11 protein-coding genes are annotated in these 14,873 nt (G+C 63.3%); 2 read left to right on the forward strand and 9 right to left on the reverse strand.

The window, feature by feature from the left end:
* Nucleotides 1-147 precede the first annotated feature (147 nt).
* A complete protein-coding gene (locus OIS50_RS12690; protein ID WP_264691005.1) occupies nt 148-1,821 on the forward strand; it encodes an OmpA family protein in 1,674 nt (557 codons plus the stop codon).
* A 104-nt stretch (nt 1,822-1,925) separates the two neighbouring features.
* Here the strand turns inward: OIS50_RS12690 and OIS50_RS12695 are convergent, their stop codons facing one another.
* The 4 genes from OIS50_RS12695 to OIS50_RS12710 form a co-directional block, all read right to left on the reverse strand.
* A complete protein-coding gene (locus OIS50_RS12695) occupies nt 1,926-3,446 on the reverse strand; it encodes a TolC family protein (RefSeq protein ID WP_264691006.1) in 1,521 nt (506 codons plus the stop codon).
* Nucleotides 3,447-3,485: 39 nt separating this feature from the next.
* Complete coding sequence (locus tag OIS50_RS12700) at nt 3,486-4,736, reverse strand: efflux RND transporter periplasmic adaptor subunit (protein ID WP_264691007.1); 1,251 nt, start codon at nt 4,734-4,736, stop codon at nt 3,486-3,488.
* A 459-nt stretch (nt 4,737-5,195) separates the two neighbouring features.
* Nucleotides 5,196-6,593 (reverse strand): M20/M25/M40 family metallo-hydrolase, encoded by a 1,398-nt coding sequence (locus OIS50_RS12705; protein ID WP_264691008.1) that lies wholly within the window; start codon nt 6,591-6,593, stop codon nt 5,196-5,198.
* 54 nt (nt 6,594-6,647) lie between these two features.
* On the reverse strand, nt 6,648-7,358 hold the full coding sequence (locus OIS50_RS12710; protein WP_264691009.1) for a class I SAM-dependent methyltransferase: 711 nt from the start codon (nt 7,356-7,358) through the stop codon (nt 6,648-6,650).
* A 202-nt stretch (nt 7,359-7,560) separates the two neighbouring features.
* Here OIS50_RS12710 and OIS50_RS12715 point away from each other — a divergent pair, with 202 nt between their 5' ends.
* Nucleotides 7,561-9,051 carry a nicotinate phosphoribosyltransferase gene (locus tag OIS50_RS12715; RefSeq protein WP_264691010.1) on the forward strand — a complete coding sequence of 497 codons (1,491 nt, stop codon included), beginning with the start codon at nt 7,561-7,563 and terminating at the stop codon, nt 9,049-9,051.
* Nucleotides 9,052-9,107: 56 nt separating this feature from the next.
* Here the strand turns inward: OIS50_RS12715 and OIS50_RS12720 are convergent, their stop codons facing one another.
* From OIS50_RS12720 to purD, 5 genes are all read right to left on the reverse strand, one after another.
* Complete coding sequence (locus tag OIS50_RS12720; protein WP_264691011.1) at nt 9,108-9,638, reverse strand: DUF4240 domain-containing protein; 531 nt, start codon at nt 9,636-9,638, stop codon at nt 9,108-9,110.
* Nucleotides 9,639-9,774: 136 nt separating this feature from the next.
* The gene (locus OIS50_RS12725; protein WP_264691012.1) at nt 9,775-10,890 is read right to left on the reverse strand and encodes an AIR synthase-related protein; all 1,116 of its coding nucleotides are present in this window, start codon (nt 10,888-10,890) and stop codon (nt 9,775-9,777) included.
* Nucleotides 10,891-11,208: 318 nt separating this feature from the next.
* Nucleotides 11,209-12,711, reverse strand: a complete 1,503-nt coding sequence (gene purF / locus OIS50_RS12730; RefSeq protein ID WP_264691013.1) for an amidophosphoribosyltransferase — start codon at nt 12,709-12,711, stop codon at nt 11,209-11,211.
* A gap of 1 nt (nt 12,712) precedes the next feature.
* On the reverse strand, nt 12,713-13,408 hold the full coding sequence (gene purN, locus OIS50_RS12735; protein WP_264691014.1) for a phosphoribosylglycinamide formyltransferase: 696 nt from the start codon (nt 13,406-13,408) through the stop codon (nt 12,713-12,715).
* On the reverse strand, nt 13,401-14,687 hold the full coding sequence (gene purD / locus OIS50_RS12740; RefSeq protein WP_264691015.1) for a phosphoribosylamine--glycine ligase: 1,287 nt from the start codon (nt 14,685-14,687) through the stop codon (nt 13,401-13,403). The genes purN and purD overlap by 8 nt, the downstream gene beginning before the upstream one ends.
* Nucleotides 14,688-14,873 lie beyond the last annotated feature (186 nt).

Genomic DNA, 14,873 nt, shown 5'->3' on the forward strand with positions numbered 1-14,873 from the left:
TATACCACAAATACCACAAGCAAAATATTGTCCGGAACCGGACAAGGTGTTCGGAAATGAAGGCGCCCTTGTGCGGTTTCGACTGCCCCCGGGCTTGCCCAACCGCCGCCTCTTATTCGCGTATTGTAGCAGATTGCCCCTTGCTGTATGCCCACTACTACCATGAGCCCCGATAAAGCCTTAGTGGAAGAGGTTCATACTTTTCTGCAGGCCGAACACCTGAACGCCCTGGCCACCGCCCTCGACGAGGACGCCGGCACCATTGAGCGCACGTTTGCCGAGGTGCTGCCCCTGGTGGTAAGCGCCCTGGCCGGGCGCGCCCGCCAGCCCAACGGCCCCGAGGCCGTTTGCACCCTAACCCGCCAAGCCCACCAAAACCAGGTGCTGCACCAGCTGAGCACCGCCGGCCGGCAGCCTTGGCACGGCCGCGGCGTAGCCCTGATGCAGGGCCTGCTGGGCGACGCCTACGCCAGCACCACGGCGGCCATGGCGGCGCGCCGCGGCCTCTCGGCCGCCGAGCTGCAGCACCTGCTCGATGTAGCCGTGGCCGCCGTGCTGGGCACCCTGGGCAAGCACGCCGCCGAGCACAGCCTCGATGCCGCCGCCCTGTGCGCGTGGCTGCAGCACCAACCCGCCAGCCCCCGCCTGGCCACACCTAGGGCCATGGCCGCGGCCGAGCCCATCGACCGGCCGGTGGCGGGCCCTACGCCGCTTAAATCCGGGGCCGCCCAACCGTTGGGGCCGGCAACACCCCCCGCCCCGCCCGAACCCCCAATGCCCCCTGCCGCCCCAGCTGCCGACGGCACCTGGGGCAGCGTGGGCGGCGGCATCACCTTTACGCCGGCCCTCACCAGCGTGCGGCGGCGCAAAGCGCCCCGGTGGCAATGGGCCTTGTTGCTGGTGCCGGCGCTGGGCCTGGGCTTTGGCTTTGGGTACCGCTCCCGGCTGGTGCCCGCCCCTGCCCAGGCTGTGGCTCCTGCCCCTGCCCTCGCCGAGGCCCCGGCTGCCCCGCGCCCCGTGCCCACCGCCAGCACCTACCCGGCCTCGTACCCGGCTGGCTACTACGATGTGCTTACCGATACCTACATCCGCGAAACGGGGCCGCAACTGCTGGTTACCCTGGCCGACGGCAACACGCTGAACGTTGGCACCAACTCCACCGAGTACCAGCTCTACCGCTTTCTTTCCGACCCCAACAAAGGCCCCAATACCATCAGCCCGGCCGTGGGCTGGATCAACCTCGACCGCGTGTACTTCGAGCCCGGCCGCGCTACCCTCACCGATGGCTCGCGCGAGCAGCTGCGCAACGTGGCCAAAATCCTGAAGGCTTTTCCGGAGGTGCACCTGCAGCTCGGCGGCTACACCGATGGTACCGGCGACCCGGCGGCAAACCTGCGGCTTAGCCAGCAGCGCGCCAACGAAGCCCGCCGCGCTTTGGTGCGCCTGGGCGTAGAGCCGCGCCGCCTGCGGGCCGAAGGCTTCGGGGCCAATTATTTTATTGCCTCCAATGCCGGCGCGGTGGGCCGGGCGCTCAACCGCCGCCTGAGCGTGCGCGTCATCAGCAAGGCAGGCGAGGCCGGCTTGCCGCGCAACATGCAGTTGCCGGCGGAGGTTTCGGCTGCATCGGCCGCGGTACCGGCCGCCCCAGCGCGCAACCCAGGCGCCGCCACCGATGCGGAGCCAAGCAGCAACGCCGCCGAAAGTCGCCGGAAGCGCAAACGCACCAAGGCCCAGCCGCGCACCAAAGCCGGCGTTTGGTTTCAGAACCTGGGGCAGCGCCTGCAAGGCAAGCGCGTGGCCGAGTGGGAGAAAAAACGCTAAGGCCCTGGGCAGCCCCATAGCAGCCGGCCCGCCGCTCACGCTGGAGCGGCGGGCCGGCTGCTTTTTTGCTGCTCGTGCGCTGCGGCGCCCCAGGTACCTAGGGCCTAATTGCTGGCGGCCAGCAAGGGCTGCTGCCGCTCAAAGTCGTACAACGTAAGGGTACGCAGCTGATAATACGCTACCCAGGAGGCGCGCAGCGCGGCAATGTAGGCGCGCTTGGCGCGGTCTTTTTCGCTTTGGGCAATGTTGAGGTCGGTAAGCGAAATGCGGCCTACCTGGTAGGTGGCGCGGGCAATGTGGTAGCGGCGCTGGGCCAGCGAATCGGCGCGGGCGGCCAGGGCCAGCTGCTGCTCCAGGGCCCCCAGCTGCGCCGCCTGCGACAGCACCGATTGCTCGAAGGTCATTTGCTCCTGCTCCACGGTTACTTTGGCCTGCTGGCGGGCCAGCTCGGCGGTTTTCACGGTGGCGCGCGTCTTGCCCCAATCCACAATGGGCATCGAGAAACCCAGGCGTACCTGCTGCTGGTCGTTGGGGTTGAGGTAGCTGCTGCGAAACTGCTCGCCGCTGCTCGCCAGGCCAAACGAGGCCGTAAGGCTGGCCTGAAAACCGGTGGTACCCTTGGCCTGCGCCACGTTGCGGTCGGCCTCGAGCAGGCGGCGCTGAAACATCAGCGCCTCGCGCCGGTACTGCCGCGCCTGGGTTAAGGCGGCTTCGGGCGCTACGTCGAGCTTGGGGGCGGCCGCGGGCACGTCGAGCGTACCGGCGGCGTCTACCGTCAGGCCGGTGTAGCCTTTCAGCTGCACGGCGGCATTTTGGGCATCCACGTTGGCCTGCACTTCGGCTTGCTGGGCGTTCAGCAGGTTCAGCTCGAGCAGCAGCAAATCGTTTTCCGACAACCGACCCAGGCGGTGCCGCTCGCGCCCCATGCGCAGCATGTCTTCGCTTACCTGGCGGTTTTGGCGCGCAATGCCGGCGTTTACCTGCTGCAGCAGCACATCGAAGTACAGCTCGGTGGCGCGGCGCGCAATGGTTTCGCGCTCCTCCACGTACTGCCGCTCGGCCTCCTGGTAGCGCAGCGGCTCGATGCGCTTGTTCCAGCCCAGGGCATTGAAACCACCTAGGGGCTGCACCAGACCCACGGCCACGGGGTTGCTGTTGTAGAGGCGCTGGTTGCCCTCGAAGTTATCGAAGCGCTGCAGCGTGGAGCCCACCGTAATGCGCCCGCCCGTAAGGCCGATGCCCTGGCTGAGCGTGGTGGCCAGGTACGAGTTGTTGATGCGCACGTAGCGAAAATCGGTGGTGCCATCGGGCTGCGTTACGGGCGTAATGGTGCGGCTGTAGTTGGGCAGCACGCCCTCCAGGGCCAACTGCGGCTTGTAGTCGGCCCGAAACGAGCGGTACTGCCACAGGCTGGTTTCGCGGTTGGTTACGGCCTGCTTCGCCACCGCCGCCCGACCTAGGGTAAGCTCGATTACCTGCGGCAGCGTGAGGGCCGGCTGGGCCGGCGCCGTAGGTTGCGCCCAGGCAATCGACATAGTAAGCAGCACCAGCACCACGGTGGCGCCCAGCATCAGCAACCACAGCCGCAACACCTCCAGCAGAAAGGGTAGATTCAGTCGGTTCATAGCTCAGAAGGGCAGTGTCGGGAGAAAAGAAGGGTGGGCTTAGCGTTTGATGCTGAGCTCGGGCGCCTGTTCGTAGTCTTTGGTTTCGCTGATGATCAGCTCCTCGCCGGAGCGCACGCCGCTGATGATCTGCACGTAGTCGAAGTTGGCGTCGCCGAAGCGCGCGGTGCGGCGCACGGCCTTGCCATCTTCCAGCACAAACACCGGCTGCTCGCGCCCGCCCTGGTAAAAGGGGCCGTTTTTCACGCGCAGCACGCCGCGGTGGGCCCGCGTTACCACGTACACATCGGCCCGCAGATTGGCGCGCAGCGCGGGGTGGTTGTTCTGCTCGAGTTGGGCATAGAACGTTACCACGCCTTTGTCGGCAGCGGGGCTGATGGAGCTGATGGTGCCGCGCAAATTGGTGCCGCCGCCCAGGCGCACAATCACGGGGTCGCCCACGTGCAGCGAGTCGGCGTAGCTATCGGCCACGGAGCCCCGCACCCGAAACGAGCTCAGGTCGGCCACGCGGGCCAGCACCTGGCCCTGGTTTACCGTCGAGCCAATGTCTTCGCTTACCCAGGTAAGCACGCCGGCTTGGTCGGAGCTGATGTTGGCCTGGCGCAGCTTATGCGCCAACTCGGTAATGTTGCGGTCCTGGATCTGCATGGTGTAGCCCAGGCCGCGCTCGTCGGCATCGTTGGAGCGGCGCTGGTTGCTGATCTGGCGGCGCACTTTCTGCAGCTCCAGCTCGGCAATCTTCAGGTTCAGCTCGGCCTGCCGCACGCTCTCCTGAGTGCCCGAGCCAATGCCGAGCAGGTGTTGCTCGTCGCGCAGGGCCGATTGCAGGCTGCGCACTTTCTCTTGTTGCACTTTCTCCTGCGCCTCCAGGTCGTTGAGGCTGCGCTCGAGGGAGAGCTGCAGCAGGGTGCTTTTGTTGCGGTTTTGCAGCTGCTCGTCCTGCAGTTTAGCCAGCGCGCTGCTGGTTAGCTCCTTGTCGAGCTCCAGAATGGGCTGCCCGGGCTGCACCTTGGCGCCGGCCGTAAGCAGCACCCGCCGAATGCTCGACTGGATGGGGCTGGTGATGACGGCCTCATGCGCCGGAATGATGAGGCCAGTGGCCGTGATGGAAGCCTCTACGTCGCCGGTTTCTACGGCCGCCGTCAGGATTTCCTCCTGCCTGATGCTGGGCTTCAGCACACCGCGGAAGGCCCACAGGCCCACGGCCGCCACCGCCAAGGCGGCAACTACCAGCAACAGGCGCCGGGTGCGGCGTTTGGCATACGTGGCGGGCGAAATAGCTCTGTCCATTTTCGTTCGGATTGGGGTCGGATTCGGGTAGTAGTAGCCAAGCCCAATGCCAAACTTTCAACTAATTGATAATTAATAATTTATAATTTATAATTGATCGGCAGCGCTTCGAAAATATGTCCGATTGTGGACAGTGTGTTCGGTATTGCTTTGATCTATTCTACCTTAACTCCTGCTCTCGCCGCTGCTTATCGTATTCGCATATGCCCGATACCTGGACCCCTCCTGCCGGATGGCAAGCATGCTGCCAGGAGGTAAGCAACAATGTCTACTGCCTTGAGCTTACGCGTGCTTCGGGCCACACAGTAACAACCACCGGGCCCAACTTGGATGCCATGCAACAGTGGTGCACACAAGCCGCTGCTGACATAGATCAGCAGTTACTGTGCAGTGCTGAACAACAGAAGGGCCGGTAGCTCATTTTAGCTACCGGCCCTTCTGCAAGGTTTTGTCAGTTGCTTACTTCCGCGTGCCCGCGTCGGCAATGCGCGTGGGCGTATCCTGCCCGCTCACAATGCTGGTGGCGCTTTGGGCAATAGCCTTAATTACTTCGGTCATGTTTTTCAGGTCGAGGCTTTCTACCTCGTCGTCAACCGAGTGGTAGAGCTTGTCCGTCGGAATCTGGTCAGTACTGATGCTATGGGCCGGCACACCTAGGCGCGCAAGGGTGGCGTTGTCGGAGCGGTAGAACAGCTGCTGCTCGGGGTACGGGTCGGGCTCGAACTTAAACGCGGAGCCCTGCAGGTTGCGCTGCAAAATCTGGCCGAAGTCCGATTTATCGAAGCCCGTGATAAAGGCCGTGCCGGGGCCAAACTTCGACACCTTGCCAATCATCTCGATGTTGAACATGGCCGTAACCTTCGCGGGATCGAGCTGCTTCGAGAAGTACTGCGAGCCGAAGCCGCCAACTTCCTCGGCCGTGAAGGCCACGAACACCAGCGAGCGGGCGTTGTTTTTGGCTTTCTTGAAGTGCTCGGCCAGAGCCACCACGGCGGTAGTGCCCGAGGCATCGTCGTCGGCGCCGTTGGCAATGGAGTCGCCGGCCACGGCGGGCAAGTAGCCGATGTGGTCGTAATGCGCCGAGAAGACTACCTGCTCGGCCGCCTTGCTCTTGTCGCGGCCGGGCAGCACGCCCACCACGTTACGGATTTCAAGTGGCTTGATGCTGGTAGCACCCGTCAGCTGGTAGCTGGCACCGTTGGCCACCGTGGCCGGGGCCAGGATAAAGGCTGCCGTGTAGGGCTGCGGCTTTTCGCTGCGGAACGTGCTGTGCTGCGTTTGCCCGGCCAGACGCTTAAACATGGCCGCGTGGGCGGGGTCGATGAGCACCAGCACGTTGGCCTTCTGGCGCAGCAGCGGGCCTATTTCCTTCCGAAAATCAGCCTGCGGCCCAATTACGCACACCTTCGGGGCGTTGTCGCCGGTGCCGGCTGCCCAGTTTACCTGGCTTTCGGCCGATACCATGGCCGCCGGGGCACCGTTCTGGCCGCTAATCCAGCTTACCTGCTCCTGGCCCGACATCAGCACCACGTTTTCGCGCGGTACGGCTGTGCCGTTCAGCGAGGCCTGCACGCTGGTGGTGTTGATTTCAAACACCTGAAACTTCTGCTCGAACGAGGCGAGGCCCTGCAGCGGCTTGAGGCCAATGCGCTTGAACTCGCCGGCCAGAAACTGCGCCGCGTCGTTGGCGCCGGTGTTCAGGGCCCGGCCGCGCATCTTGTCGTCGGCCAGGGTACGCTCCACGCGCTCCACCGTAGCGGCCGAAATATTTGTCTTGACAGGCTTGGCTGCTTTTTGCTGCGCCACGGTGGCTTGCACCGAGCCAACCAGTGCCAAGCCCAGGAGTAGATGTTTCATAGCGCAAAGTAGCACGCGCCGGCAAAGCAGTTGCACCCCACGCCCGGCAACAACTTATTGCTTTTGCACCACGCAGTACACCAGCTTCAGGGGGCGGTGGTACTTGTTGCTGCCGCTGCGGAAGTCGGGTATGCCCATTTTCTCCTCGTAGCGCAGCATTTTAAAGCGGGCATCGTTGGCAAACAACGCCTGCACGGCCCCGCTCAGGCAGCCGAAATCGGGCCGATTCATTTCCACGCCTGCTTCGCGGTGGAAAAACTCAAACACCAGCACGCCACCGGGTTTCAGGGCTTGCTTGATGCTGGCCAGCACCTCGGGGTGCGTCTCAAAACAGCCTTCGTACACAAAAGCCACGAGGTCGTAGCGGTTGGTGCCGTAGTCGAAGGTTTCCATGGGCGACACCACGGCATTGATGCGCAGGTTTTCGCGCCTGGCCTGGGCCCGGGCTTCGGCTACGGCCTCATCGGCAATGTCGACGCCGGTTACGTCCCAGCCTTGCCGGGCCAAAAACAGGGTATTGCGCCCTTGGCCCATGCCCACATCCAAGGCTTTGCCGGGCTGGCGGCCTTTCGCCACCTCCATCAGTAAGGCGTTGGGTTGGCGGTTGAACTTGTAGGCCGTGTCGCGGGTGAGGCTGCGGTTCCAGCGCTGCCGCTCCTGCTCCAACCTAGGCGAAGCAGTGGCCGGGCGTTGTTGGGCCAAAAGGCTTGCCGCGCTGAGCAGCATCAGCAAAGCACCTAGCGACAGAAGGCGGATGGCGAACATAAGCGAACTGTTTAAGCGTGGGAGGTACACTCGTTACAAGTCCGTTTTGGCCACCTAGGGCCTGCGCGTTGCGCTTGCATAAGATACAAAAAGCCAGCGCCCTGCCGGGCAGGTAAAGCCGAAACAGCATCTAGGCAGGCTTCCAAAGCTCAGCCGATATCGGCGCAGCCACGTACCTTGGCGCAACGCACCGCCACTTGCCATGCCTACCAACGCTCCCCTCTCGGGCCTGTACCGCCCCTCGCTCAGCCTGCTCACCGACCTCTACCAGCTTACCATGGCCTACGGCTACTGGCGCAAGGGTATGCAAGACCGCGAAGCCGTGTTTCACCTGTACTTCCGCAAGCCGCCGTTTGCCGGTGGCTACGCCATTTGCGCCGGCCTGGCCTATGTAGTCGACTGGCTGGAGCAGCTGCGCTTCAGCGAAGAGGACCTCGCCTACCTAGGCGCGCTGCGCGGCCGCAAGGGCACGGCCCTGTTCGACGCGGCGTTCCTCGACTACCTGCGCGATTTGCGCTTTACCTGCGACGTGGATGCCATTGCCGAGGGCACCGTGGTGTTTGCCAACGAGCCCCTGATTCGGGTGCGCGGTCCGCTGCTGCAGGCGCAGCTGATTGAAACGGCGCTGCTTACGCTCGTCAACTTCCAAACGCTGATTGCCACCAAAGCCGCCCGCATCCGCGAGGCCGTGGGCCACCACGACCAGATTCTGGAGTTCGGCCTGCGCCGCGCCCAGGGTTTCGACGGTGGCCTGTCGGCTACGCGCGCGGCATACCTAGGCGGCGCCGATGGCACCAGCAACGTGCTGGCCGGGCACCAGTTTGGCATTCCGGTGCGCGGCACCCACGCCCACAGCTGGGTTATGGCGTTTGAGGGCGAAGAAGAAGCCTTTGATGCCTACGCCGACGCTTTCCCCGACGATTCGGTGTTTTTGGTTGATACCTACGACACGCTCGAAGGCGTGCGCAACGCCATTCGGGTGGCGCAGCGCCTGCGCGCCACCGGCCACGAGCTGGGCGGCATCCGCCTCGATTCGGGCGACCTTACCTACCTCAGCCGCGAAGCCCGCCGCCTGCTCGACGAAGCCGGTTTCCCCGGAGTACGCATCGTGGCCAGCAACGACCTCGACGAGCAGCTCGTAACCGCCCTCAAGCTCGAAGGCGCCCGCATCGACACCTGGGGCATCGGCACCAAGCTCGTTACGGCCTACGACCAGCCCGCCCTAGGTGGCGTGTACAAGCTGGCGGCCCTGCAGCGCGCCGATGGCTCGGGCTGGGATTACACCGTCAAGATTTCGGAGCAGCTGGCCAAAACCAGCATCCCCGGCATTTTGCAGGTGCGCCGCTACCTAGGCACCAATGGCAAACCCGTGGCCGATATGCTCTACAACACCGCCGAGGAGCTGCCCGCCGACCTCACCATCGTCGACCCCATGGACCCCACGCGCCGCCGCCCTGTGAAATCGGAGCAGTACCGCGAGTTGCTGGAGCCGGTGTTCCGCCAGGGCAAGCTAGTGGCCGATTTGCCCACCCTGCCGGAAAGCCGCGAACGGGTGCACCAGGAGCTGGCTTCCTTCGACCCGAGCATCCGGCGCTTCCTGAACCCGCACGTGTACCCAGTGGGCCTAGAGGCGGGTCTGAACAGCTTCCGTACGCAGCTCATTCTGGAGAAGCGGGCGGTGCGGCCGGCGTAAGCGCATCAGCATACCAAAAACGCCCGGCCGCACGAGCAGCCGGGCGTTGTGCTTTGCTAAGCGCCAAACTTATTCCAGAGTTTCGGCAGCATCTTGGGCAGCTGGTTTTCGGTCCAGTCTTCGCCTTTGGTTTCGCTCCCTAGGTCGTAGTGGAGGCCGCGCGCGGCGGCCACGGCCCTTGGGAAAGTAGCATCCTCCTCGGCTCGGCCAGTGCGCTTCCCGAAGGCCTGGGTAGCCACGTACAGCAAGGCTTCAAAGTCCTGATAAGGGTCGATTACTACACTGGCCAGGGTATCGGCGTTTTGCAGCGCATTGGTGAATACCGCTTCGCCTTGCCCGATCAGCCAGCACCGGAAATACAGGTAGGTGTCATCCGACACGTAGCCGTCGATAATCCTTTGCGCCGCCATGATGTTGAAATGGTCGGCCTCTAGCAAGTACTCCCGCAGAATGCACTCAAACTCAGTTATCTGCTCGGGCTCTAGCTTTTCTAAGCTGTTGATGATGGCCTGCTCCTGAAGTTCCTGGTCGCCCCGGGCGGCGGCCTTTGCGGCCTCCATTATCTGCCAAAACTCAGTTTTGTTCATTCGTGCTGTGATGATCGTAGCCTCGAATTAAGGCAAAAGCTCCAGACCGGCGGCTGTCGACAGTATTACCCAGGCCTGTTTCACCAGTTCATGCCCTGCGCGTCAAGCCGAGCTTTTTGACTTGCCAGGTGAAAACTTACACCTCGTAGCGCAGCTCACCTGAGTCTACCTTCAGCGTAATAGTCGGCTCTGCCGTGATGCGGCCAGCTACCTGCGCCTCGTAGCCTTTACTGGTTAGCTCGGCGGCCACCGCATCAGCCCGGTCGGCGTCGGTTACGAGCAGCATGCCGTTGCCCATGTTCCAGTACAGGTAGGCATCGGCGGGGCTGATGCCGCCTAGGTCGGCGAGCTGCTGCATGGCAGGCAGCGGCTCGAACAGGTTGTGCAGTTCGGCCCCTACCCCGCTTTTCAGCACGCGCTTAAAGTTATCGGCAATGCCGCCGCCGGTGATGTGCGCGGCGGCGTGCAGCTGCAGGCCAGCATCGAGCACGGCTGCTACGCCGGGCGCGAAGATGAGCGAAGGCGCAAGCATTACCTCGCCCCAGGTCTGGCCCATTACGTCGGCATCGGTGCCGGTGTAGGGCGCGGTGTGCCAGTTTTCGCCGAAGGCTTTGGTGAGCACGCGGCGGGCCAGCGAGTAGCCGTTCGAGCGGAACGAAGGCGAGCGGAGCGCTACCACGGCTTGGCCGGCGCGCACGTTGGCACCACTCAGAGGCCGTTCTAGGCTGGGGTGCAGCACGCCCACGGCAGTGGAGCACCAGTTGAAGTTCATGCGTGCGCCGGGGAAGCCACCGATGCGGTTGCCTAGCTCGGCAATTTCGCCGCCCGTTACGGCAATGGAGCTGAACTGCGCCGCGTCGTGCAGGCCGCGCATCAGCTCGTCTACCACGTCGTAGTTGAGCGTGTTGACGTCGATGATGTTGGAGAGGTTCGTGGGGATGAAGCCGGCTACTACCAGGTCGTCGGCTACCATGGCAATAAGGTCGTAGCCTAAGGTGTCGTAGCGGTCAACGCGCTCGGCTACTTCGATCTTGGTGCCAATGCCGTCGGAGCCGATACCTAGGCGCTCAGCGCCGAAACGGATTTCGTTCGAGAAGCCGCCCTCCAGGTCTTGCGCCGGCTCGCCGGGCTTGCCAGCGCGGGTAGCGAAGGTTCTCTTGGCCCAGTTGTAGGCGCAGCGCGAAGCGGCGTTGCCTTCTTCGATGGAATAGCCGGCGGTTTCTTTGAGGTTGGCGGCGGTAGTCTGGCTCATGCGAGAGAAGTTGAACGAAACTCCCCTCCTCAGATGAGGAGGGGTGCCCGAAGGGCGGGGTGGTTGATAATCGTTGGGCTGACGCTTGAACGATTATCTAAGGTCGATAACCCTAGGTCGTCATGCTGAGCGAAGTCGAAGCATCTCTACCGCTTTTACTGATAGTATTCTCAACGAAGCGGTAGAGATGCTTCGGCAAGCTCAGCATGACGTTCTTTTCTGGTTGAGGTTAGTATCTGACGCGAGGTCAACCACCCCAGCGTCAGCTTGCAGCTGCCGCATCCCCTCCTCATCTGAGGAGGGGAGCTTGCCGTGCTGCTAGTGCTCCGTAGGTGCGGGTGCCTTGGCGCTAACCGACGTTTCGGTGGGGCGCTCCTGCTTCTGGCGGTGGCTTTCGCGCTCCTCCTGAATGTGGCGCAGGTACTTGGTGACGTCGCCGGTGGGGTACTGGCCCGAGAAGCAGGCGAAGCAGTTGCCGCCGTGGCCGCGCTCTTCGTGAAAGAGCTGCTTGAGGTCCTCCAGGTCCTGGTACACCACGCGGTCGGCCTCGATGTAGCGGCAGATTTCCTCCTCGGTGTAGTTGGCGGCAATCAGCTCGGTGCTCATGGCCATGTCGATGCCGTAGATGCAGGGCGAGATGATGGGCGGCGCCGACGAAATGAAGTACACCTCCTTGGCCCCGGCTTCGCGCAGGATGCGCACGATGCGCCGCGAGGTGGTGCCGCGCACGATGCTGTCGTCGACTACGGCCACTTTCTTGCCCTCCACAAACTCGCGGATGGGGTTCAGCTTCTTCTTCACCACGTCTTCGCGCCCGGCCTGGCTACTCACGATAAAGGAACGACCCATGTGGTTGTTCTTCACCAAGCCGCGGCGGTACGGCACGCCGATGGCCTCGGCGAGGCCCGATGCCGCAAAGTAGCCCGACGAGGGCACGTCGATAACCATATCGGGCTCGATGCCGGCCGCCATGACTTTGCGGGCGAGCATTTTACCTAGGCGCACCCGCTCGCGGGCCACCAGGCGGCCGTGAATCGTGGAGTCTTCGCGGGCAAAGTAAATCTGCTCGAACACACAGAACGCCTTGGGCAGCTCGTACGGGTTCTTGAAGTGCAGGTTGAAGTCCTTGTCGATGAACACCGCCTGGCCCGGGCCTACGTTCTGGATGAATTCGAACCCCAGGTAGTCGAAGCAGGTGCTTTCGGAGGCGAAGGCGTAAACGGGGCCCTCGGGCGTGTCGCGGCGGCCGAGCACCAGCGGGCGGATGCCGTGAGGGTCGTTGAAGGCCAGCAGGCCGTGGCCGGCAATAACGGTAATGGTGGCGAAGGCGCCCTTCACCAGCTCCTGCGTCGTCTCCACGGCGTCGAAGATGTCGACTACCGAGAGGTTGTCGAGGTTCTTCAGGCGCAGCTCCGAGGCGAAGGTGTACATGATCAGCTCCAGGTCGTTGCTGGTTTTGGGCAACACGTGGTACTTCTCGTGCAGGCGCTTGGCCACCTCCCGGAAGTTGATGACGTTGCCGTTGTGCACCATGGCCAGCCCGAAGGGGTAGCTGGTGGTGAAGGGCTGCGCCAGGGCTGAATCGTTGGAGCCCTGCGTGGTGTAGCGCACGTGCCCGATGCCGATGTTGCCGGTCAGCTTCTTGAGCTGCTTGGGCCGGAACACGTCGGCCACGAGGCCGTTGCCTTTGCAGAGGTGGAAGTTGTCGTCGAAGGTGCACATGCCGGCCGCGTCCTGCCCGCGGTGCTGCAGGGCGGTGAGACCAAACACCATGTCGTGGGCGACGTCATCCGGACCGAAAAAACCAACAATTCCGCACATATCAGTGGTAAGAAAGGGCCTCACCCCCCGGCCCCCTCTCCGAAAGAGAGGGGGAGCCAGATGACGGCAAGGAATGGGTGGGGGAAAGTTCAGGAGTGAGTTGGCCGCTGATGAAGCGGGCCAGGGTATCGGCGTAAAAACGGTGTTCCACGGCAAGGCCGCGGCGCTCCACTTCGCCCAACGAATCGGCGCCGCGCAAGTCTACGGGTGCTTGGGCCAGCACGGGGCCGGTATCCAGGCCCTCGTCAACAAGGTGCACGGTAATTTTCGTTTCGGGCAGGCGGTTTTCCCAGGCCCACTCGTAGGCGTGCAGGCCCTGGTGCTGGTGCGTATCGGCCGGGTGAATGTTCACGATGCGTCCAGCAAACGCTCGGATAAACGTGGGCGACAAGATGCGCATGTAGCCGGCCAGCACCACGTAATCGGGCTGGAACTGCTCCAGCGCGGCTACCACCTCAGCGTCGAACTCGGCACGCTTGCGCCCGCGCGAGTCGATGCTGGCCGTGGCCAGGCCGAGCTCCTGGGCGGCTTGCAGACCTAGGGCCTCGGGAATGTTGCTGAACACCACCGCCACCTCGGCTACGCCCTGCAGCACGCCCTCGCGCACCTCGCGCGCCAGCGCCAGCATGTTGGAGCCGCGCCCCGACAGCAGGATGGCCAGCCGCGCCGGCCGCTGGGTGTGCTTCAACTCAGACAAGCTGCGGGGTTGGCCGTTGGCCAATGTCGGTTCGGTAATAAGCATCCTGAAACGTAATCTTCTTCACCTCAGCGTAGGCGTGCTCCACGGCCAAGTCTAGGTCGTGGCCGTGCGCTACCACCGTCAGCACGCGGCCGCCGCTGGTTACCAGCTGGCCAGCTTCGTTGCGCTTGGTACCGCCCTGGAACACCAGCGTGCCGGGGCTTACCGCCTCAACGCCTTCGATGGCAAACCCGGTGGGGAATTGCGCTGCCGGGTAACCGCCCGAAGCCAGCACCACGCCCACAAACGCACCCTGTTTTTGGCGCACACCTACTTCGGCCAAGCGGCCATTAAGCGTGGCCTGAATCACCTCGAGCAAGCTGCTGCCCATTGAGGCCAGGAGCACTTGCGCTTCGGGGTCACCTAGGCGCACGTTGTACTCGAGCAGCTTGGGTCCGGCGGGCGTCAGCATAATGCCGAAGTACAGAAAACCGATAAAGGGCAACCCTTCGGTGCGCAAACCGCTGAGCGTAGGCTCAACAATTGCCTCGCGGATAGATGCCAGCACGTTGTCATCCGCAAACGGTACGGGGCAGTACGCTCCCATGCCGCCGGTGTTGGGCCCTAGGTCGCCGGCGTGCAATTGCTTGTGGTCCTGCGAGGGGGCCAGCAGCCGCATGGTTTTGCCATCGGTGATGCCGATGATGCTGATTTCGGGGCCGGTGAGTTTTTCTTCTACTAGGAAAGAATACCAGTCGTGGCCGGCCGGGTTTAAGGCCTGCATTTCCTGTAGGGCTTGGTCGAACTCCGCTACTGACGAGCACACCCACACGCCCTTGCCAGCGGCTAGGCCGTCGTACTTCAGCACCACGTGGCCACCTTGCTCGGCAGCCGTAGCGCGGGCTTGGTCCAGCTGATCGGAGCGGAACGTCCACGAACGGCCAGTAGCCACGCCATGGCGGCGCATAAAGCCTTTCGACCACACCTTCGAGCTTTCCAGCACGGCCGCCGCCTTGCGCGGACCAAACACGCGGATATCCGTTTCGGCGAAGTAGTCAGCTACCCCGGCGGCCAGCGGCGCCTCGGGACCTACCACGATGAGCTTCACCTCGTGCTCCTGGCAGAACTGCTGGATGACAGGGAAGTCGGTGGCGCTGATGCCGGGCACCGAACCGGGAATGCCGGCGTTGCCGGGCAGCACGTGCACGCGGGCGCCGTCCTGGGTGAGTTTCCAGGCGAGGGCATGTTCGCGGGCGCCGCTACCTAGGAGGACTATGTTGGTTGGTTGCTGGGGCAAGGCGGGTTCGTTGGTCGTAAACTCCCCTCCTCAGATGAGGAGGGGTGCCCGAAGGGCGGGGTGGTTGATGGTCGTTGGGCTGACTCTCCAACGGTTATTCTAGGTTGATTACCCTAGGTCGTCATGCTGAGCTTGTCGAAGCATCTCTACTGATAGTATTCTCAACGAAGCGGGAGAGATGCTTCG

The sequence above is a fragment of the Hymenobacter sp. YIM 151858-1 genome (assembly GCF_025979705.1).
In the GTDB taxonomy this organism is placed as follows: Bacteria; Bacteroidota; Bacteroidia; order Cytophagales; family Hymenobacteraceae; genus Solirubrum.

Coding starts and splice junctions, on each gene's coding strand:
- OIS50_RS12690 (WP_264691005.1), top strand. CDS start 148: ATGCCCACTACTACCATGAGCCCCGATAAAGCCTTAGTGGAAGAGGTT.
- OIS50_RS12695 (WP_264691006.1), bottom strand. CDS start 3,446: ATGAACCGACTGAATCTACCCTTTCTGCTGGAGGTGTTGCGGCTGTGG.
- OIS50_RS12700 (WP_264691007.1), bottom strand. CDS start 4,736: ATGGACAGAGCTATTTCGCCCGCCACGTATGCCAAACGCCGCACCCGG.
- OIS50_RS12705 (WP_264691008.1), bottom strand. CDS start 6,593: ATGAAACATCTACTCCTGGGCTTGGCACTGGTTGGCTCGGTGCAAGCC.
- OIS50_RS12710 (WP_264691009.1), bottom strand. CDS start 7,358: ATGTTCGCCATCCGCCTTCTGTCGCTAGGTGCTTTGCTGATGCTGCTC.
- OIS50_RS12715 (WP_264691010.1), top strand. CDS start 7,561: ATGCCTACCAACGCTCCCCTCTCGGGCCTGTACCGCCCCTCGCTCAGC.
- OIS50_RS12720 (WP_264691011.1), bottom strand. CDS start 9,638: ATGAACAAAACTGAGTTTTGGCAGATAATGGAGGCCGCAAAGGCCGCC.
- OIS50_RS12725 (WP_264691012.1), bottom strand. CDS start 10,890: ATGAGCCAGACTACCGCCGCCAACCTCAAAGAAACCGCCGGCTATTCC.
- purF (WP_264691013.1), bottom strand. CDS start 12,711: ATGTGCGGAATTGTTGGTTTTTTCGGTCCGGATGACGTCGCCCACGAC.